The 19,343-nt window shown below is 53.5% G+C and carries 17 protein-coding genes; 13 read left to right on the forward strand and 4 right to left on the reverse strand.

The features are described from left to right. Positions 1 to 14 precede the first annotated feature (14 nt). The 7 genes from NXT00_RS04860 (at position 15) to NXT00_RS04890 (ending at position 8,341) form a co-directional block, all read left to right on the forward strand. The gene (locus tag NXT00_RS04860; RefSeq protein WP_259078146.1) at positions 15 to 1,421 is read left to right on the forward strand and encodes an ABC transporter ATP-binding protein; all 1,407 of its coding nucleotides are present in this window, start codon (positions 15 to 17) and stop codon (positions 1,419 to 1,421) included. Further along, complete coding sequence (locus tag NXT00_RS04865) at positions 1,418 to 2,200, forward strand: energy-coupling factor transporter transmembrane protein EcfT (protein ID WP_259078144.1); 783 nt, start codon at positions 1,418 to 1,420, stop codon at positions 2,198 to 2,200. The genes NXT00_RS04860 and NXT00_RS04865 overlap by 4 nt, the downstream gene beginning before the upstream one ends. Continuing rightward, positions 2,197 to 2,715, forward strand: coding sequence for a hypothetical protein (locus NXT00_RS04870; RefSeq protein ID WP_259078143.1), 519 nt, complete (start codon positions 2,197 to 2,199; stop codon positions 2,713 to 2,715). Before NXT00_RS04865 ends, NXT00_RS04870 begins: the two co-directional genes overlap by 4 nt. A 342-nt stretch (positions 2,716 to 3,057) precedes the next feature. Next, on the forward strand, positions 3,058 to 4,656 hold the full coding sequence (locus NXT00_RS04875) for an ABC transporter substrate-binding protein (protein ID WP_259158303.1): 1,599 nt from the start codon (positions 3,058 to 3,060) through the stop codon (positions 4,654 to 4,656). A gap of 105 nt (positions 4,657 to 4,761) precedes the next feature. Further along, positions 4,762 to 5,688: an ABC transporter permease gene (locus NXT00_RS04880; RefSeq protein ID WP_259078133.1), complete on the forward strand. Its 927-nt coding sequence runs from the start codon at positions 4,762 to 4,764 to the stop codon at positions 5,686 to 5,688. After that, positions 5,681 to 6,640 carry an ABC transporter permease gene (locus NXT00_RS04885; RefSeq protein ID WP_259078131.1) on the forward strand — a complete coding sequence of 320 codons (960 nt, stop codon included), beginning with the start codon at positions 5,681 to 5,683 and terminating at the stop codon, positions 6,638 to 6,640. Before NXT00_RS04880 ends, NXT00_RS04885 begins: the two co-directional genes overlap by 8 nt. A 12-nt stretch (positions 6,641 to 6,652) precedes the next feature. After that, complete coding sequence (locus NXT00_RS04890; RefSeq protein ID WP_259078129.1) at positions 6,653 to 8,341, forward strand: ABC transporter ATP-binding protein; 1,689 nt, start codon at positions 6,653 to 6,655, stop codon at positions 8,339 to 8,341. 54 nt (positions 8,342 to 8,395) lie between these two features. Here the strand turns inward: NXT00_RS04890 and NXT00_RS04895 are convergent, their stop codons facing one another. The 4 genes from NXT00_RS04895 to NXT00_RS04910 form a co-directional block, all read right to left on the reverse strand. Further along, positions 8,396 to 9,220 (reverse strand): trypsin-like serine protease, encoded by an 825-nt coding sequence (locus tag NXT00_RS04895; protein ID WP_259078127.1) that lies wholly within the window; start codon positions 9,218 to 9,220, stop codon positions 8,396 to 8,398. A gap of 74 nt (positions 9,221 to 9,294) precedes the next feature. Further along, a complete protein-coding gene (locus NXT00_RS04900) occupies positions 9,295 to 9,564 on the reverse strand; it encodes a hypothetical protein (RefSeq protein ID WP_259078117.1) in 270 nt (89 codons plus the stop codon). A gap of 55 nt (positions 9,565 to 9,619) precedes the next feature. Next, complete coding sequence (locus NXT00_RS04905; RefSeq protein WP_259078116.1) at positions 9,620 to 10,159, reverse strand: DUF402 domain-containing protein; 540 nt, start codon at positions 10,157 to 10,159, stop codon at positions 9,620 to 9,622. Then, positions 10,159 to 10,884 carry a hypothetical protein gene (locus NXT00_RS04910; protein WP_259078115.1) on the reverse strand — a complete coding sequence of 242 codons (726 nt, stop codon included), beginning with the start codon at positions 10,882 to 10,884 and terminating at the stop codon, positions 10,159 to 10,161. Before NXT00_RS04910 ends, NXT00_RS04905 begins: the two co-directional genes overlap by 1 nt. A gap of 349 nt (positions 10,885 to 11,233) precedes the next feature. On the opposite strand from NXT00_RS04910, the gene typA reads away from it, so the two are divergent. From typA to fdxA, 6 genes are all read left to right on the forward strand, one after another. Further along, positions 11,234 to 13,147, forward strand: a complete 1,914-nt coding sequence (gene typA, locus NXT00_RS04915; RefSeq protein WP_259078113.1) for a translational GTPase TypA — start codon at positions 11,234 to 11,236, stop codon at positions 13,145 to 13,147. Between the two features lie 180 nt (positions 13,148 to 13,327). Further along, positions 13,328 to 15,952: a hypothetical protein gene (locus NXT00_RS04920; RefSeq protein ID WP_259158304.1), complete on the forward strand. Its 2,625-nt coding sequence runs from the start codon at positions 13,328 to 13,330 to the stop codon at positions 15,950 to 15,952. A gap of 124 nt (positions 15,953 to 16,076) precedes the next feature. After that, positions 16,077 to 17,681, forward strand: a complete 1,605-nt coding sequence (locus NXT00_RS04925; RefSeq protein WP_259158306.1) for an ABC transporter family substrate-binding protein — start codon at positions 16,077 to 16,079, stop codon at positions 17,679 to 17,681. Further along, entirely contained in the window at positions 17,674 to 18,549 is an 876-nt protein-coding gene (mshB, locus tag NXT00_RS04930) for an N-acetyl-1-D-myo-inositol-2-amino-2-deoxy-alpha-D-glucopyranoside deacetylase (protein WP_259158307.1), read from the forward strand. The genes NXT00_RS04925 and mshB overlap by 8 nt, the downstream gene beginning before the upstream one ends. After that, positions 18,546 to 18,944: a hypothetical protein gene (locus NXT00_RS04935; RefSeq protein WP_259078102.1), complete on the forward strand. Its 399-nt coding sequence runs from the start codon at positions 18,546 to 18,548 to the stop codon at positions 18,942 to 18,944. Before mshB ends, NXT00_RS04935 begins: the two co-directional genes overlap by 4 nt. A 17-nt stretch (positions 18,945 to 18,961) precedes the next feature. Beyond that, positions 18,962 to 19,282, forward strand: coding sequence for a ferredoxin (fdxA, locus tag NXT00_RS04940; protein ID WP_259078099.1), 321 nt, complete (start codon positions 18,962 to 18,964; stop codon positions 19,280 to 19,282). Positions 19,283 to 19,343: the final 61 nt, after the last annotated feature.

Raw genomic sequence — 19,343 nt, forward strand, 5'->3', positions numbered from 1 at the left:
GAGGACCAGTAGTAGTGAATATACAGATTAAACTCGATCGCTTTAGTTTCCGTCACGCAAGCCGAAAAAAGCCAGCGCTTAACCAATTAAGTCTCAGCATAAAGGCTGGCGAGAAGATCCTGCTACTTGGGGCCTCTGGGTCGGGAAAATCGACCCTTCTGGCAGCCCTAGCCGGGGTACTCGGTGCTGATGAAGGGGATACAAGTGGCCACCTTGAGGTATCAGGGATCGTAGGCATGGTGCTCCAAGATCCAGATTCACAAGTTATCGCCTCCAAGGTCGGAGACGATATTGCCTTTGGATGCGAGAATTTGCAGGTTCCAGCCGAGGAGATTTGGCCTCGAGTGCGCCAGTCCCTCGATATGGTTGGCCTAGATCTTCCCTTAGACCACCCTACGGCTGAGTTATCGGGCGGGCAAAAGCAGCGTCTGGCCTTAGCAGCTGTTCTTGCCATGGGCGCAGATATCATCCTCCTCGATGAGCCCACCGCGAATCTTGACCCCGAGGGAGTGGAGGAGGTCGTGCGTGCTGTCGATCAGGTCATCGCGGAAACCGGCGCCACCCTCATCATTGTCGAACATCGCGTGCACACCTGGGCGCGAACTGTCGATCGAGCGCTCGTGCTTGTCGACGGTATCCTGCAAGCTGATGCACCACTTCACGAAATTTCTACCTCTCATGGGCGCATGCTCGCCGAGCAAGGGGTATGGATGCCAGGACACGACCCACAGCTGCCACCAGCACAAAGCCCCTGCACCTTCGATAAACAGGAATGGGCGATAAAGACCTCAGGTCTCGTCACTGGATGGGATCGTCCACTCTCACAGCGCGATGTTCGTATACGCCTAGGGTCATCAACAGTGATTACCGGCCCTAATGGAGCTGGGAAGTCGACCCTCATGCTCACTCTCGCCGGACTTCTCAAACCCTTGGGTGGAACGATCAGTTTTCATGAGCAAATTGCTCGCGGCCTGAAAAAGCAGCCTATTCAGTGGAGTTCAGAACAACTATCACAACGCATTGGCTGCGTCTTCCAAGACCCAGAGCACCAATTCGTTGCCCGATCCGTGCGCGAAGAACTCCTCGTGGGAGCAGGCAACGGTAAGGGTAAAGATATTAGTCAGGCTGAGTATGATCGAGCCGACGAGATTCTGCAACGCTTACGCTTAGATCACCTTGCTCAGGCTAATCCTTTTACGCTTTCAGGAGGACAGAAGCGACGTCTCTCGGTAGCAACAACCTTGGTCAAATCACCGCAGCTGATTTTCCTCGACGAACCGACTTTCGGCCAAGATCGCAATACTTTCATAGAGCTCGTTACTTTGCTTAGGGAACTAACGGATCACGGAGTCACCGTGGTATCAATTTCTCACGATCGACTTTTCGTTGAGGCGATGGCCGATGAAGAGGTCAAACTATGACAACCACAACCACCAAAAATCACGACACGCTGATTTCACGCTTCAACCCGGTGGCGCGTATCGCAGCTGTGGCGGTATTTACCACTCCCTTACTGCTAAGCGTTGACGTTGTTAGCGCCGCAGTGGCGCTCCTGATCACCTTGATCGCTGCGCCATTTTTGGGAGTGCCGCTACTGACTCTGCTGAAAAATGCCCGTCCCATTCTCTTCCTCACTCCCATCGCAGGTATATCGATGGCGCTATACGGAAGGCCTGAGGGTAGAGAATATTTCTCTTTCTTCTTCGCTCATGTGACCGACAACTCCCTCCAGCTCGCTGCTGCCATTATGGTGCGCGTCCTCGCGGTTGCGCTTCCTGTTTTGGTTATGATGGGTCGAATTGACCCCACGGCTTTAGGGGACTCCTTAACCCAAAACTTAAAACTGCCGCACACTTTTGTGATCGCGGCGGTCGCTGGTGGACGACTGATCAGCCTCTTCCAGCGAGATTTGGAAACGATGCGGCGCTCACGCCGTATTCGAGGCATCGATAATAGAGGGGTGCTGACAACCACGATCGCTTTAACATTCGGACTCCTCGTGCTCGCTCTTAGGCGCGGTGCTAAATTGGCAACCGCTATGGAGGCGCGCGGTTTCGGCCGCTACCCTGAGCGCACCAAGGCCCGTGTCTCCTCATGGAACCCTCGAGATACTCTGCTGCTCGTTGGATGCTTCGTTGCATCTCTTATGAGTCTCGGGGTAGCTATCTATACCGGATCCTTCCATTTTCTTGGCGCATGATTATTCTCATCGATGGTCGCAGTGGATCCGGGAAGACAACCTTAGCTGCCACATTGTCTAGAGTTTTAGATTACGAGGTTATTCACCTAGACGATTTTTACCCGGGATGGGAGGGCCTAGCGGCTGGTCGAGAGATAGTGGCACGATCAATTCTCCAAGCGAACCGCGCCGGCTACTTCCGGTGGAATTGGGAGGAGAATAAGCGCGGGGAGTGGGTACCAGTGGATATGAGCGCCTTGAAAAATCCTCGACGAGGCCTCATTGTTGAAGGGGTCGGTGCCATCAGTCTGGAAGCAATTAAAGCTGCTCGCCGTTTTTGTAGAACGCACCTTATTCTCTTGGAACTCGAGACCGAACAAAGGAAAAAGCGCGCCTTAGACCGTGATCCTGACTATGCCCCTTACTGGGATCTGTGGGCACGCCAAGAGGATGAACACTTCGAGGAGCTGGAGAAGCTCATTGCTACCTCTGCTCATGCCCAGTACTTCTCCAATCTCCAGCGCATACGGGGTTGAGAGAATAGCAGCAATGCCGGCTTCGATTTTAGCAACACGCTTTAATAAGCGGGATAGGGGGAGACGGTTATCGAGGATCCGAGACTCTCTCTAGCGTCACCTAATACCAATCGTTTGAAAGAATTTCGTCGAACAAAGATCGCCGGGGGTAGGGGTAGCATTACCCCTACTCGTTCACGATGTTTTCGCAGCACACAGCGAAATGGAAGGGGGTATAAGCTGAAATTGTTCCCTAGGTAACTTTTGATTGTTTTGCATGAGATAGATCACCCTATAGGGTTGATGATAAGCAACCGACGAAGTACGCTTCGTCTTTTTTATTTTCAACGAAAGGGCTGCTTAATGTCTCTCAAGAAAACTATCGCGGTAGGCGCAGGTACATCACTTGCGTTTATCCTTGCAGCGTGTGCTACCGACGCCGATTCAAACTCCGCATCCGACGATCAAAAGATGAGCGCCACGAATTACATCACCGCTTTTGGTACTGAGCCTCAAAACGCTCTCATCCCGGCGGATACCAGCGAAACTGGTGGAGGCCGAATAGTCGAGCTTATTTACTCGGGTCTGCTCTACTATGACGCGGCGGGTGAAACGCACAACGATATGGCTAAATCCATTGAGCTTGAAGGCGACAAGACCTATGTAGTCACTCTGAAAGACGACATCAGCTTCGCGGACGGCACTCCAGTAACTGCCCAAGATTTCGTGGATACCTGGAGCTATAGTGTGGAAAATTCTCTCCGCAACGCCTTTTTCTTCGAACCCATCAAGGGTTTTGAAGAAGGCAAGCCACTCGAGGGTTTGACAGTAGTTGATGAGAAGACCTTTAAGATCGAGTTGAATCAGCCCGAGTCCGATTTCCCCTCTCGCTTAGGTTACTCTGCTTTCTACCCACTGCCTGCCGTTGCCTTCGATGATATCGAGGCTTTCGGTGAGTCCCCCGCAGGTAATGGTCCGTATAAACTCGCGGAGTGGAATCACAACCAAGACGCCCTTCTTGTTCCTAACGAGAATTACGACGGCCCCCGTAAGGCACTAAATGACGGCATTAAATTTGTCTTCTATGCCTCCCAGGACGCGGCTTATGCTGATTTGCTGTCCGGTAACCTTGATATCTTAGACGCCATCCCCGACACCGCCTTTGCTTCCTTCGAATCCGAATTGGGCGAGCGGGCTGTCAACCAACCTGCGGCTATCTTCCAATCTGTTACCATTCCTTATAGCCTCGAGCACTTCACCGGAGAAGAGGGCGTGCTACGCCGCGAAGCGATCTCGCTGTCGATTAATCGTGAAGAAGTGACCAAAGCTATCTTCGATGGCACTCGCACTCCAGCTACCGATTATTCGTCTCCTGTCATTCCAGGCCACTCCGATTCTCTTAAAGGCTCCGAGGTGCTGGAATACAACCCAGAAAAGGCCAAGGAGCTGTGGGCCAAAGCCGATGAAATCGCACCCTATGAGGGCGAATTTACTATTGCCTACAACTCCGATGGCGGACACCAAGCATGGGTGGACGCGGTAGCTAACCAAATCAAGAATACGCTCGGTATTCAGGCGGTGGGATCCCCGTATCCAGATTTCAAATCCCTGCGTGACGATGTCACCTCTGGCAATGTCACCGGCGCTTACCGCACCGGATGGCAGGCAGATTATCCCTCACTCGCGAACTTCCTGGTTCCACTGTACGCCACGGGTGCATCGTCGAATGATGGCGGATATTCTAATCCCGAGTTCGATGCTCTCCTAACCTTAGGTAATGGGGCAGACACCGTAGAAGACGGACGGTCCTACTTCCTGGAAGCACAGGAAGTCCTGCTCCAAGACTTGCCTGTCCTGCCCCTGTGGTATTCCAACGTCACCGCTGGTTATAGCGAAGAAGTCACAGATGTTGCCTTCGGGTGGAATAGCCAGCCTGTTTACTACATGGTGAAAAAGGCCTAGATACCTTAGAGCTCCTTCGTAGCTCATGATTGTGGCCCCGTGCGTACTCACATGCGCGGGGCCAGAGTCCTTTTATAATACTTCAATTCATAAGGAACTAATCCAATGTTGCGCTATATTGGCCGCCGCGTTCTACAGATGATTCCGGTATTCTTTGGCGCCACCCTGCTGCTCTATGCCTTGGTATTTCTCATGCCTGGCGATCCCGTAGAGGCTTTAGGGGGCGAACGCGGGCTCACTGACGCCGCCCGCGAGAGAATTACCGCCGAATATAATCTGGACAAGCCCTTCATCATCCAATATTTGCTGTATATCAAGGGCGTATTCATGCTCGATTTCGGAACGACCTTCTCCGGACGTCCCGTAGCCGAAGCGATGGCAAATGCCTTTCCCGTCACTATCAAACTGGCCATGATGGCACTGATCTTTGAAGCCGTCCTCGGAGTCCTCTTCGGCGTTGTTGCTGGTATGCGCCGTGGCGGAATTTTCGATTCCACGGTTCTTGTGACCTCACTTATCGTGATTGCAGTGCCTTCCTTCGTCATAGGCTTTCTTTTTCAATTTCTCATCGGCGTCAAGTGGGGGATTCTGCCGCCCACCGTCGGCGCCCGCGAAACCTTTGTCAACCTCCTCATGCCCGCGGCGGTGCTAGGTGCCTTATCCTTCGCTTACGTTGTGCGACTCACGCGACAATCCGTGAGTGAAAACCTCCGCGCAGATTTCGTGCGTACTGCCAGGGCCAAAGGACTTGCCAGCGGTACGGTAACGCGACGTCACGTGCTGCGTAACTCGCTGATACCAGTGGCAACCTTCCTCGGCGCCGACTTAGGCGCGCTCATGGGCGGGGCCATTATCACCGAAGGCATTTTTGGAATCAACGGAGTAGGTGGAGCGATCTATCAAGCAATTTTGAAAGGCGAGCCCACGACTGTCGTTTCCTTTACCACCGTGCTGGTGATCGTATATATCATCGCTAACCTCGCCGTAGATCTTCTCTACGCTGTGCTGGACCCAAGGATTCGCTATGCATAATTCTCATAATCCCCGTACTCTTCCAGGCCAAGAGCGTTTTATTGCTCACACTGATGAGACAGGCCTTGGCGCCGTTGACGCAGTTGCCGATGAATCTGCGCCTACTTCCGTCTGGGGTGAAGCGTGGCGCTACTTGCGCCGGCGACCACTATTTTGGGTCGCGGGGTCCCTTATCCTGATAGCTCTCGCTCTCGCAGCAATCCCACAGCTTTTCACCTCAACGGATCCCACTTTCTGTCAGCTGGCTAACTCACTAGATAGTCCGCGCTCCGGACACCCCTTCGGTTTTGACCGACAGGGCTGTGATATCTATGCCCGCGTTGTCTACGGGGCGCGTGCTTCCGTGGCCGTGGGGGTTTTGACAACCTTGGCTGTCGTTGTGATCGGTACCACGGTGGGCGCCCTAGCCGGCTATTTCGGTGGAATTATTGACGCTATTTTGTCGAGAGTCACCGATATTTTCTATGCAGTACCTCTCGTTCTTGCTGCTATCGTGGTGATGCAAATGTTCAAAGAATATCGTACGATCATCACCGTCGTTTTAGTACTCACCATGTTCGGCTGGACATCAATTGGTCGTATTACCCGCGGTGCCGTTTTGGAAACTAAAAATGAGGAATTCGTGACGGCGGCGCGTGCCGTGGGAGCTTCTCGGTGGAAAATTCTCACCTCACATATCCTCCCCAACGCCGCTGCTCCCATCATTGTCTATGCCACGGTCGCCTTAGGTACCTTTATCGTGGCCGAAGCAACCCTGTCCTTTTTAGGCATAGGATTGCCGCCCACCGTTGTCTCCTGGGGCGGCGATATTGCCAAGGCACAGGCCTCATTGCGCACCCAGCCAATGGTGTTGTTCTATCCGGCTGTGGCCCTCGGGGCTACCGTCTTGAGCTTTATCATGATGGGCGATGTGGTCCGTGATGCACTCGATCCTAAAGCCCGTAATAAGTAGGAGAACAAAGAGATGACCCAACCACAACCAACCCTGCCCGCCCCGTTGCTGGAATTGCAGGATCTCAAGATCTCCTTCGAGTCCACCACTGGAACAGTCGAGGCAGTGCGCGGGATCAACCTGACAATCTATCCCGGCCAATCTGTGGCCATTGTGGGAGAATCTGGTTCCGGCAAATCCACGACCGCTATGAGCATCATTGGCCTGCTACCAGGGTCAGGAAAAGTGACTGGCGGTAGCATTACATTTGAAGGTCGCGATATCACGCACCTGTCCGAGAAAGAGCTCAATGAACTCCGAGGTTCCGATATTGGCCTGGTGCCGCAGGACCCCATGAGTAACCTCAACCCAGTATGGCGCGTGGGTACTCAAATCAAAGAGTCGCTCAAAGCAAACAAAGTTGTCCCACAGGCCGAAATGGACGAGCAGGTTGCGGAGCTCTTAAAAGAGGCCGGACTCCCGGATGCGAAACGCCGCGCCAAGCAGTTTCCACACGAATTTTCTGGCGGTATGCGCCAGCGTGCGCTCATAGGCATGGGCCTAGCAGCTCGTCCTAAATTGCTGATTGCTGACGAGCCCACCTCTGCGCTTGACGTAACCGTGCAAAAACGTATCCTCGATCACCTGGGAAATCTCACCAAAGACTTAGGAACCGCCGTACTCTTTATCACCCACGACCTAGGTTTGGCTGCCGAGCGTGCGGAGCACCTCGTGGTTATGCACCGCGGTCGCGTAGTTGAATCAGGTTCTTCTATTGAGATCCTCCAGAACCCGCAGCATCCCTATACGCAGCGTTTAGTGGATGCCGCTCCGTCCCTAGCCTCAGCGCGCATCCAGTCTGCCCAAAAGCGAGGGCTCACTCCAAAGGAGCTGTTAAGGCGAAAGCGCGAGAATGACCACGAGGAGATCATCCGAGTGGAGAATCTCACGCGCGAATTCAAAGTTCGCGGCGCGCGTGGGAGTAAATCGATACTCAAAGCTGTAGATAATGTGAGCTTTGGCTTGAAAAAGGGTACGACCCTCGCCCTCGTAGGAGAGTCGGGCTCTGGGAAGTCGACAGTAGCGAATGTGGTACTCAATCTTTTAGACCCCAGCTCCGGTAAAATCTATTACAAGGGAACTGATCTTTCTACTCTCAACGAGAAGGAACTTTTCGCCATGCGCCGGAAGCTACAGGTGGTTTTCCAAAACCCCTATGGTTCCCTGGACCCCATGTACTCCATCTACCGGTGTATCGAAGAGCCTCTCATCGTGCACAAGGTAGGGAATCGACAGGAGCGGGAAAACAGAGTCGCGGAACTCCTCGACATGGTGGCAATGCCTCGATCGGCTATGCGCAGATATCCAAATGAATTGTCGGGAGGCCAGCGCCAGCGTATCGCCGTTGCTCGCGCACTCGCCCTCAATCCTGAAGTTGTGGTCCTGGACGAGGCTGTATCGGCATTGGATGTGTTGGTCCAGCATCAAATCCTACAATTACTCGCAGATTTGCAGGAAAACCTCGGCTTAAGCTATCTATTTATCACTCATGATCTCGCGGTGGTTCGCCAGACCGCTGATGAGGTGGTTGTCATGAAGAAGGGCAAAGTAGTCGAACAAGGAACCGCCGACCAACTATTCCTTAATCCACAGCAAGAATACACCCGCGATCTTATCGATTCGGTTCCGGGCTTAGGTATCGAACTAGGTGTCGATTTATAAGCCATCGCCTTGGTAGAGAAAAGCCCCTGATAAAAAGGGGCTTTTTTTCCTACTCTAACTACTCAGGATCGCACCTGGGGTGAGTACGCGGATATCGAATTGGTAATTAAGTAAACTCTCGATAGCTGAGATGCCCACCGGGGGGACCGCGGGGAGAGGAACAACAGTAGGCGACTGGCTGGCGTCGATAAGCGGGGCAGGTCGATCGATGATCACCGGAGCTGGGATGCCTGCGTGTCGGCTGATCCACGAACTATGCTCGGCCACTGGGGTAATAAAACCCACCGTGCCAGGTTCGGTCATGGCGGATTGAACACCCGCGAGTGCTCCGCTGTCGTCGAAGAGAGGTCCGCCAGAATCTCCCTGGCTAATACGTCCGCCGGTAAAGTTCGATTCTATAATTGTGACCGTATCTAGGGGCGCTGGAAGACGGTGCACACGCCGGGTGATATGGGCGTCAGCGGTTGTTGCCTGACCATTGGGGTGAGCACCGAAGCCGGTGAGGATGCCATGTTCACCAGGGAGGAGGTGGGATGATGACAGCGGGACCGCTCGCGCTGAGGTAGGGCGATGAAGCCGCAACAGAGCTAGATCATCATGAGGGTGCAGCACTGCCTCAGTGGGATAAAAATTCTCCCCCTTAATTCGGATCAACGAGGGTCCCTGATGCACACAATGCTTGGCGCTAAGTACCCACGTTGGGGCGATTACCGTGCCCGAGCATTGTGAGTGACCGAGCACGACTAAGGCTACCGATTCGTTGGGTATATAACGCCCACCCATGACCGCGTGCGCTTCTGGTACAGATCCAAGGCTAGAGCCAAATAATAGTGATATCCCCAGCATGACAGTGGTACTGAGCAAACGAATAATTTTCATGAGTAAGTATCTGCTATCTCTATCTATAGGGCAAGACAGTGCTACGCCCAGGTTGTCTGTGAAACTAGGGTGCTTTAGGAAACGAGTTCGCGCTCTAGTATTAGGTTGATGGCTTCTTCTCTGTGGCGCCCATAATCACACAGCCGAAAGAGGGAGGCTATCTTTCTCGCACTTTCGCGTGCATGTGGACGCACACGGTAGTGCTTCAACATAGGCCCAGTCGGGGTGTCGTTATGGTTAGGATCATCTTTAGTCTCGTGGAGCCGTGTGGCTCCATGTTTGTGGGGGTGGCTAAAGCTCACTCGGAATCTCGAGCGGTCTAACCGGCGAATATCGGTGAGCATAGCTGGGAGTCTACCCGCGAGAGGTTCAGAAGTGAAGGAAGTGACTCCAGGGATCTTAGGAATTCGCAGCAGGGGACAAGGTAACCGCTTTGGCCCATCGAATATCTATCCCCTGGGAGTACATCCACCGTGTTGGATCATCCCCATAGCGGGTTATTCCCTCTACAGCTCTCAGCGTGGACTCGATTGCCATCTCAGCATCATCAGCGGAAATTAGCCCTGCCGACGTCGCGGCGGCGAGCTCATCAATATCAAGAACCTCGATACTATTGCCACGGATCCACATGAGATCCACGTAGAGATCGCGCGTGGTCCACGTATCCGCTTTGATATCTATGTCCACGACGTCGATATAAATATCTTCACGCTTTTTAACCGAGTCTCGGTAGTGAAATTTATTTGCCCGTAGGCCTATTTTTGGCAATAACCACGATTCTAGGTAACCAAACTGAGGGTGATCGGCGCCGCGAGCCATATACAGTCCACATGGAGTCGTGCGGTAGGAATCTACAGCGCGACTAAAACCCTTGGGGTCGATATTGATCTTGGATTCCAGATCAAATACTTCTTCCTTGATGGGATGGAGATCGACCATTATTTAACCTCGAAAGCTACGCTAGTAGGGGCAAAGGTGCAATATGTTGCACTTTCCCCTTCTATCGTGCTCATCCCTCCATCCATTACGGCTACAATGTGCCCGCGTCCCGTTGGAGCAGTGGCAGTTGCGGTCGCTGGCCCCTCTGGGTTGATACCCTTCTGGTCAAGGATGATCTCTCCGCTGGTGAGCGTGCTGAGATTAAACCACCGTACTCGCATATCAGACCGATCCAAGGTGCCAGTTCCTAATGCTGTAAAGACGAAAGCGGTCTCCCCATCAGCCACTCCCGGTAGGGGGAGCGAGGCGGGTCCTGGCACTGCGATGGCACTACCGACCGAGTCTAGCTCTCCTCCTATACAGCTACGGGCAACGGTGGGCCACCCAAACTGGAAGAAGCGGGGACCGTCAGCCGGAAGATCTACGCCCGGTTCCCCCTCGCCTTTAAAGAAGCCCACCCCAGCCATGATGGCGGTGCGAAGCATATCCGGCAACGGCGCGGATTGTGCAAAGGTTGCAGCTTGGTCGAGGAGGTGAGCCTTCGGGCGCCCTAGATTATCGATGGGCCAAGCGGGATACTGGCTCAAATCAATCGCTGGAGGCACAGTGATATGTGACTGCGATGATAAGGCGGGCTCCGCGGCGTGAGCGACCGGACTCAAAGCAGCAGGGATGAGAAGGCCTGCGGTGGCAACTAGTAATGATGCAGCTTTTTTTCTGAACATAGTGGGGCCGTCTCCTGCAGGTGCCAAAGGTTGGAAGCGATAGGAAAGGTCGATCGCCTTTCCCGTGACTTAGAATATTGTGTCCGAAGAATCTTTGCTGAGCAGTGTGGGATTCACCCCTAGGCCTCTCAGATAAAGTTCTCAAATCTAATACTTTTCTAGCACAATTGTCCCACTTATAACAGGGATCGGTTGTTTTCCAGTAGCGGATTGAGGTGACTAGAGCGATCGATCATTGCGAAGTAAAGGTGCACGCTGGAACCTAAATGGGGCCGAAAGTAGCCATGATTGGCCGTGGTGGAGTAGGGTTGTACCGTTATTTTTCTTTCCTTTATAGTGGGAGCACCTCTTGAGTCATCCAGAATTTCGCAACGTTGCCATCGTCGCACACGTCGACCACGGCAAAACTACCCTCGTGAACGCCATGCTAGAGCAGTCCGGCGTTTTCGGTGACCGCGGTGAGGTCACCGATCGGGTCATGGATTCGGGTGACCTTGAGAAAGAAAAGGGCATCACCATCCTGGCAAAGAACACTGCCATTCGTCGCAAAGGATTAGGCAAAGACGGCCAAGACCTCGTTATCAACGTTATCGATACACCAGGTCACGCCGATTTCGGCGGTGAGGTCGAACGTGGCCTATCCATGGTTGACGGCGTTGTTCTCCTCGTTGATTCCTCTGAGGGGCCACTACCACAAACTCGCTTCGTGCTCGGCAAAGCGCTCGCCGCCAAAATGCCCGTCATTATCGTGGTCAATAAAACCGATCGCCCCGATGCTCGTATTGACGAAGTTGTGGAAGAGTCTCAGGATCTGCTCCTCGAGCTGGCCTCTTCTCTTGATGATCCCGAGGCTGCGCAGGCTGCCGAGCAGCTGCTCGACCTCCCGGTGCTCTATGCTTCCGGACGTGAAGGCCGCGCCTCTACCAAGAATCCTGGGAATGGAAACGTGCCAGACGCTCCAGACCTTCAAGCACTCTTCGATGTCATCTACGAGGCACTCCCAGAACCATCAGCAACCATCGATGCGCCACTCCAGGCCCACGTGACAAACTTGGATTCATCCTCCTTTTTAGGGCGTATCGGGCTCGTTCGCATTCACTCCGGCCACCTGAAAAAGGGCCAACAGGTGGCGTGGATCCATTACGACGACGAGGGTAACCAGCACGTTAAAACCGTTAAAATCGCAGAACTGTTGCGCACCGTGGGTGTGTCCCGCGAATCCACTAATGATGAGATGGTCGCTGGCGATATCGCGGCGATCTCAGGTATCGACAATATTATGATCGGTGATACCCTCGCCGATATCGAACATCCAGTTGCGCTGCCTCGCATTACCGTCGACGAGCCCGCAATCTCTATGACCATTGGTGTTAATACCTCACCACTAGCTGGTAAAGGCGGAGGCGACAAGCTCACGGCGCGTGTTGTCAAGGCACGCTTGGACCAGGAGCTCATTGGTAACGTATCCATCAAGGTACTGCCCACCGAGCGTCCAGATACCTGGGAGGTGCAGGGGCGTGGCGAAATGGCGCTATCTGTGCTGGTAGAAACCATGCGTCGGGAAGGCTTTGAGCTCACTGTGGGCAAACCCCAGGTTGTGCTGCAGCATATCGATGGCAAAATCTACGAACCCCATGATCATATGGTTATCGACACACCATCAGAGTATCAAGGCGCAGTAACTCAGTTGCTCGCAGCCCGCAAGGGGCAGATGACGTCAATGTCTAACCTGTCGGGCGATTGGGTCCGGATGGAATTCGACGTGCCCTCTCGTGGTCTCATCGGTTTCCGTACCACCTTCCTCACGGAAACCCGTGGTGCAGGCATAGCCAACTCGTACTCGATCGAAGCTCGCCCATGGGCGGGGGAAATCAAGGGTCGCGCCTCGGGCTCCCTCGTGGCCGATCGTTCCGGTCAAATTACAGCTTATGCCCTTCAGCAATTGTCCGATCGCGGCAATTTCTTCGTCGAACCTGGCATGGAAGCCTACGAGGGCATGGTCGTTGGTGCCAATAACCGCGATGAAGATATGGACATCAATATTACCAAGGAAAAGAAACTCACCAATATGCGCTCGGCAACAGCCGACGCTACGGTGACTCTGGCTAAAGCGCACGTGCTATCGCTCGATGAGGCCATGGAGTTCTGTGGTCAAGACGAGTGTGTTGAGGTTACTCCGAATATCTTGCGCGTGCGCAAGGTGAACCTCAATGCTACAGAGCGAGCTCGTTCGCGTTCTCGGGAAAAAAACCGCAATAAGTAGCTTCTCGAACCCCCCTTCCACAGCAGAGTGGAAGGGGGGTTGCTTTGTCTAGACCGATGGCAGGGAGTGGACCTTCACGGGGGTATCCGAGGGTATAGGATTTAGGCAAGGCTAAGTTGCCGAGATATGGTAACTTCGAAAATTTTATCATTTGCCGATCGATCAGGGAGATCTTCTTAGATGCACAATCCAGCCCGTTTGACCGCCCTTGGCCTGACCACAGCCCTCGCGCTGCAAGGCGTTGCAGTCACTCAGCCATCAGTTCTAGCGTTAAGTGTAGTAGCAGCTCAGGCAGCTGAGATTGCATCACTCCCCAGCGATCAGCTGCTGAACCCCCCAGCCGACGCCGCACGTTACGAAGGTGCATTCACGAGCTTCGATACCATCTACCGTGCACGGCAATATTACGCCGATTCGGCTACCGAGTGGAACGAAGACTTCTATGCTTTCGACAGTCCACGCGCTTCCTGGAAGGGACTAGGATGGGCCAAGCAACACGCTCGAATAGCCCTTGCTGCCCGCACTTTCGTGCTTCTGCAAGCCGAGGATTTCCCCGAAGCGCGGGCCCTCGATCTTACAACGCTTGGATACAAAGAAGCGACCGACCTCAAGGCTAAAGAGATCCTCTCAGAGGCGAAGAAAAAGTTTGCGGAACTCAAAGATCAACCGAATGCCGAAGCGTGGTATCAGACCCGTTATACCGACATCGTGAGATCCCTTGCGATCTTAGAAACCTACACAAATGGAATCGTCGAGGTTAAGCGCATTCCAATAGCAGCGGTCATCGACTGGGGCGTACCCGATAAATATCCCACTGACTCGGCTCAACGGGCGAAAAAAGAGGACTTCGCTGACCTCGAGATATACAAGGTAGAGTACAACGAGTCGAAAGCGGATCAGAACTTCGTTACCGAGACCGCAGAAGCGAATGCGCAGACGAATACTGGTGTCCTCGAGGCCGCCCACGGTCCCCTGCAACCAGCCGATAGTGGTGAAGTTGATTTCGACCGACAAAAGTCTGACCTCAAGGAAAAAATAGCCGATACCCTTGAGCGGGCCCAGGCCCTTGCTGATTCTCAAGAATTTGTGAGCAAAGCCGAGGAATTAACAGCCACCGTCGAAGCCATCGATTCCGAGATGAAGCTACAGCAGGCCACCGAAGAAGTCAACGCGTTTGCCCGCTCCGTCGAGAAAGCTGCTAGCGATGAACTCGCTGCACAGAAGCAAGTGTATACAACTAAGTTGCAGGAGGCTCGGGCTCAGATCACCGCGCTCGTGGCAGCGGAGATCGCCGAGAATACGCGCACTCGAATCCTAAATGAACTTGACGAACTTGAACGAGGCGTGGCTGACGCGACCGATCGAGCAGCTCTCGAGAGTTTGAGCAGCGCGATTGAAACAGCCTTATTGAATGTTTCGGTGCACACTCATCGAGCCGAGGCTCTAAGAGAACTAGCTACTACTGATGCTGCTGTACAAGCCATCGGTGATGATGCGATCTCAAACAAGGCCGAGGATATACGCAGCAGGCTACTCGATGCCGTATCTCTCGATGGAGTAACTAGGATCGCCGAGGAGATCGAGCCCTTCAAAGCCGAAGCACAGTCAAGCCTCAATCAAAAAGTAGGAGAAATCCTACGCGAAACCGTTAAAGTAGCCAACGCCACGCAGGTATACGCCCAGGGAGCAGACTCGAGCCTATTGCAGGCTAAAGCACTTCAGGCAACGCAAATGCTGGGCGCACTCTCCCAAGCTGATCTGCCAGAACTTGTGACCAAGAAAGTGGCTGCTAGCGAGCTCAAAGAAAGTGTTCTCGCAATTAAGGTTCGCGTAGAAGAAAACTATCTCGCGACTGCGCAAACCTCTTTAACCGAGCGGCTGGAAGCCATCCTTGATAAAGCGACCCAGCTTGACAATCAAACGCTCAAGGGCCAAGCCGCGGATCTCCTCAACCAAGTCGGCTCTTCAACAGTGCACACTATCAAAGACCTAAAATCTAAGGTCACGGCTCTTGAGGCCCAGCTTATCGAGGCCCAGCTTGACGCTGCACGTCAACCATTGATTGTGCGTCTTGAAAGTGCAAAAGCGCAAGCGATCAAACTGAACGCTACCGAAATACTCGCTCAGATTGACACGCTTACCGATGATCTCTCTGCAGCTCAAAACTCAGAGGATCTAGCACCAATCGAAGCAAAGATCATGCAGGTGGAGCAGGATGTTCAGGATTTCTCAGCCAACCTCCGTGCCGAAAAGAGCGCTGCACTTATGAAGCGGTTGGAGGCTGCGAAGTCGGGTGCTGTGGCTGTGGGCGCTGATGCTGTGGTGGAGCAGGCTGAGGCTGTGATGGCTGAGGTTAATGCTGCTGCGAGTGTGGAGGCGCTTGAGCAGTTGGTGGCTCAGGTTGTAGAGGTTGAGCGGGCTGTTGCTGATGCTGTGGCTGAGAAGGTTGATGCTGCTCGTGCTCCGTTGGTGAAGCGGTTGGAGGCTGCGAAGTCGGGTGCTGTGGCTGTGGGCGCTGATGCTGTGGTGGAGCAGGCTGAGGCTGTGATGGCTGAAGTCAATGCAGCAGCATCAGTGAGTGCGGTGAGGGCCCTAGAGTCGCAGGTTAACGCCGTCGAGCGAGCACTTGATTCCTTTAAGAAAGAACAAGAAAAGGAAAAAGAAAAAGACACTCTCAGTACCGGTGCGATCGTAGGCATCGTAACCGCAGTTGTCGCGATACTGGGCGTCTTGCTGGCAGTGCTAGCCCAAGGAATCCCTGGAATCAACGCCTTCCTTGATTCGCTCCCTCTCCCAAGATTCTAAAACCGTATTTTCAATCTAGTGAGCTCTAGTCCTCCCGCAGGGGGCTAGAGCTCTGTTTTCGTAATTGTTTCATACACGGTTGCTTGTTTCGGTTGGAATCAGGCGACCAAGTAGACTTTGTAGTATGAAAGCTTTCGATCTCAGCTGGGGGATACTCCTCGTCGTGTCTCTGGCGGGCTGTTCGGCTTCGCCCGGCCCCCCTCCCGTTGAGGATCCGCTGGCTTCCCAGATATCTGTGGCTACCAGTACGACCACCGGCCAACCCACTCTCCAACAGACAGAACTTGTTATCGGGATCGATCAAGTGCAAACCGGATTTAATCCGCACCTACTTGTCGACGATTCGAAGTTCACCCGAACCCTCGCATCGCTTATTCTCCCCAGCGCATTCGTTGACGGAAAGCGAAATAAAGATCTGCTGACTAACGCCTACGTGCTGCCTGTACACACCTCTGCCACGAAGGCCGACCTCTTAATTCCGCGCGGTGTGGAAGAAAGAACTCAAGGCGATCTTCAGCGCGAGCGACCACTCGCATTTACTGTGCGATACGATATCGCCCCAGAAGCACAATGGAGTGATGGAACTCCAATCACTGTCGCGGATTTTGAATATTTGTGGTCTTCAATCATCGCTACTCCCGCTACCCTTAATCCCAGCGGTTATCGCGCAATTTCTGCTATCCGTTCCGCCAACGGCGGTAAGACGGTCTACGTTGATTTCGCCCAACCCTACGATGAATGGACGTCGTTATTTTCGGCTCTTTTGCCCGCTCACCTTCTACGCGGGGACCCTTTTTCCGAGGTGCTAGCAAGAGGGGTGCCCGCTGCAGCAGGGAAATTTGCGGTTCAGACGATCGATCGGCAGCGGGGTGTTTTTATCCTCAAGCGTAATGATCGGTGGTGGGGGCGTGAGCCCGCGCGCGTTGAAACACTTTCCTTCAGAGAAATTCGCAGCACGGCTCAGGGCATAGAGATGCTCAATAGCGGACAAGTTAGTTTTCTGGATCTCAACCCCACCCAGACCTCGCGCGAGGCGTATGAGTTAGTTCCAGGCACCCAAGTGTGGGAACAGTCCGATGAACTGGAACTCGAAATCGTAGCTAATACAAAGCTGCAACCAGTTGTGCGGCAGGAATTGCAGTCCTTAATCGATGCGCCCACTATCGCAAGATTGGCCTACGAGCGCACGAATCACCTTGATATCGACCCTACTGAACGGACGCCGCAAACACTGCATATCAAGCATCTAATCTCGCCGGTGCGAATCGGGGTTGATCCCTCTCAAGAACTAGACTTTAATGCTGCTCAGGCGCTCATGGCTCTTCTACAGGGCCATAACATTACAGCTACGATCGTTCAAGCTGATATGACCACCCTTGTCGGAGCACTGATCCCGCAAGGTAAGGTGGATGTGGTTGTCCACCGCACGAGTGCACAGTTACCCGAGCGCTATGCCTGCCCTGCAAAAGGATTGTTGGGCTCCAATATCTCGGGTTTTTGCGACGGGGAATTGCAACAGCGGATCGATGCCTATTACGCCGGGCGTTACCCCTATGATGAACTCTTCAACGATATTGCTGCAATTGAGCGAAAAGAAACCCTGCGAACGTCCATTGCTCGGGGTACGCGTCTCGAGGTTAAGGGCAGGGGTATTGTAGGTCCTGAACCGATTGAGGGAGACGACCCTCGAGGCACAACATCTTTGGATACCTGGAGAGTATATGATTAACCTGCGCGTCGTCGCAGTGCATGCCCATCCTGACGACGAAGCCATTTGGACCGGCGGGCTCCTAGCTCATCTTGCGGCACACGGTGCAGACGTTGAAGTTATTACCTGCACCCTGGGTGAACAGGGAGAAGTTATCGGCTCTCGCTACCAGAATCTGGTCGCCGCCGACCAATTAGGCGGATTCCGCATTTCTGAACTTAGTGAGTCGTTGACGCATCTAGGAATACGCGGAGAATTTCTCCGGGCCCCGGGATACTGGCGCGATTCCGGGATGGTCGGTGATGCTGCGAATGAACACCCTAGAGCTTTTATCCACTCAGCGGATAAGGCTGTGAAACAACTCATTGAGCAACTGCGCGATCATCCGCCGCAGCTGCTGATCAGCTACGGCCCCGATGGGGGCTACGGTCACCCGGACCATATCCGAGCTCACGAGATCACCGAGGCAGCCGCTCGTTATCTAGATATCCCAGTTTTATGGTGCGTGACCCATCAAGAGCTCCTCGCCGACGGCCTAAAAGTCATATCGGCCCCAGCGGGATGGCGTATGCCTAAGGCCGGAGAGTTGGCCTGTGTCGACTACTCCGATTTTGCGCTGCGGCTCAGCGATGATGTGCTAGCGAGGAAAGTGGGCGCTATGAAAGCCCACGCTACGCAAATTTGGGTGGCTGATGGAAGCAGCTGCGCAACCCGACCAGTTGCGGCCTATGCCCCGCAATCCGATCCAGAGCGAGCGCCCTTCACTTTTTGCTTGTCTAATATGATTGCTCAGCCATTAAGCCGGTATGAGCATTATCAATTTTCTGAGTTCTCCGATCCCCGACGACTACGCGAGATTGTGAGCCTGATAGAGGGTATCGAAAGATGAGCTCCGAGAATCCTCAGCGTTATATCTATTCGAATTTCTCCAAGGCGGAGGCGGCCTTCGGGCTCATGTGGCTCGCACTCGCCTCGCTTTTGTCCGTATTCCTCGAAGTGATTTACCTAGGTGTCTGGATATTCGGGGTCCCGGTGCCTTATACCATCGTGATCGCGTTCTTTTTTAATAGAGTTCTCAGTAATACGGCCCTTTTGTGGTCAAAGAATTTAGCGATCGCTGGGATTCCACTATGGGCTTGGACGATTGGCTATTTCCTCATGCTGATGGCGCCGAACCTAACAGGGGATCAGTTGGTAGGCTCGAGTATTCGGAGTATAGTGTTGATGTTTGCGGGACTAATCGGGGGTTTTCTGCCTTTGATGAAGTCAAGAATGGTTAGTTGAGAAGAAGTTGGAAAGTAATGACTTACACTATTGCCCAGCCATGCGTTGACGTGATGGACAAAGCGTGTGTTGAAGAATGCCCAGTTGACTGCATCTACGAAGGCAAACGCTCGCTTTATATCCACCCAGATGAATGCGTGGACTGCGGGGCTTGTGAACCCGCCTGTCCCGTAGAAGCAATCTTCTATGAAGATGATGTTCCTGATGAATGGATCGACTATAACGAGGCCAATGCCGCCTTCTTCGATGATCTCGGATCACCTGGCGGGGCGATGGGTCTTGGCCCCCAAGACTTCGATCCACCGCTGGTTGAAAAATTGCCTCCACAAAACCAATAGATCGTCCGCTAAGGCCCCTGGGTTCGACCCAGGGGCCTTAGCCTTTCATCCGTTAAACTGT

This window comes from Corynebacterium sp. ES2715-CONJ3 (genome assembly GCF_024814365.1).
GTDB lineage: Bacteria > Actinomycetota > Actinomycetes > Mycobacteriales > Mycobacteriaceae > Corynebacterium.

Excerpts from the sequence above, each read along its gene's own strand:
- NXT00_RS04875 (WP_259158303.1), top strand. The coding sequence starts at position 3,058 with ATGTCTCTCAAGAAAACTATCGCGGTAGGCGCAGGTACATCACTTGCG.
- NXT00_RS04900 (WP_259078117.1), bottom strand. The coding sequence starts at position 9,564 with ATGCTCACCGATATTCGCCGGTTAGACCGCTCGAGATTCCGAGTGAGC.
- NXT00_RS04920 (WP_259158304.1), top strand. The coding sequence starts at position 13,328 with ATGCACAATCCAGCCCGTTTGACCGCCCTTGGCCTGACCACAGCCCTC.
- NXT00_RS04880 (WP_259078133.1), top strand. The coding sequence starts at position 4,762 with ATGTTGCGCTATATTGGCCGCCGCGTTCTACAGATGATTCCGGTATTC.
- NXT00_RS04925 (WP_259158306.1), top strand. The coding sequence starts at position 16,077 with ATGAAAGCTTTCGATCTCAGCTGGGGGATACTCCTCGTCGTGTCTCTG.
- NXT00_RS04885 (WP_259078131.1), top strand. The coding sequence starts at position 5,681 with ATGCATAATTCTCATAATCCCCGTACTCTTCCAGGCCAAGAGCGTTTT.
- mshB (WP_259158307.1), top strand. The coding sequence starts at position 17,674 with ATGATTAACCTGCGCGTCGTCGCAGTGCATGCCCATCCTGACGACGAA.
- NXT00_RS04910 (WP_259078115.1), bottom strand. The coding sequence starts at position 10,884 with ATGTTCAGAAAAAAAGCTGCATCATTACTAGTTGCCACCGCAGGCCTT.
- NXT00_RS04905 (WP_259078116.1), bottom strand. The coding sequence starts at position 10,159 with ATGGTCGATCTCCATCCCATCAAGGAAGAAGTATTTGATCTGGAATCC.
- fdxA (WP_259078099.1), top strand. The coding sequence starts at position 18,962 with ATGACTTACACTATTGCCCAGCCATGCGTTGACGTGATGGACAAAGCG.
- NXT00_RS04870 (WP_259078143.1), top strand. The coding sequence starts at position 2,197 with ATGATTATTCTCATCGATGGTCGCAGTGGATCCGGGAAGACAACCTTA.
- NXT00_RS04895 (WP_259078127.1), bottom strand. The coding sequence starts at position 9,220 with ATGAAAATTATTCGTTTGCTCAGTACCACTGTCATGCTGGGGATATCA.
- NXT00_RS04890 (WP_259078129.1), top strand. The coding sequence starts at position 6,653 with ATGACCCAACCACAACCAACCCTGCCCGCCCCGTTGCTGGAATTGCAG.
- NXT00_RS04935 (WP_259078102.1), top strand. The coding sequence starts at position 18,546 with ATGAGCTCCGAGAATCCTCAGCGTTATATCTATTCGAATTTCTCCAAG.
- NXT00_RS04865 (WP_259078144.1), top strand. The coding sequence starts at position 1,418 with ATGACAACCACAACCACCAAAAATCACGACACGCTGATTTCACGCTTC.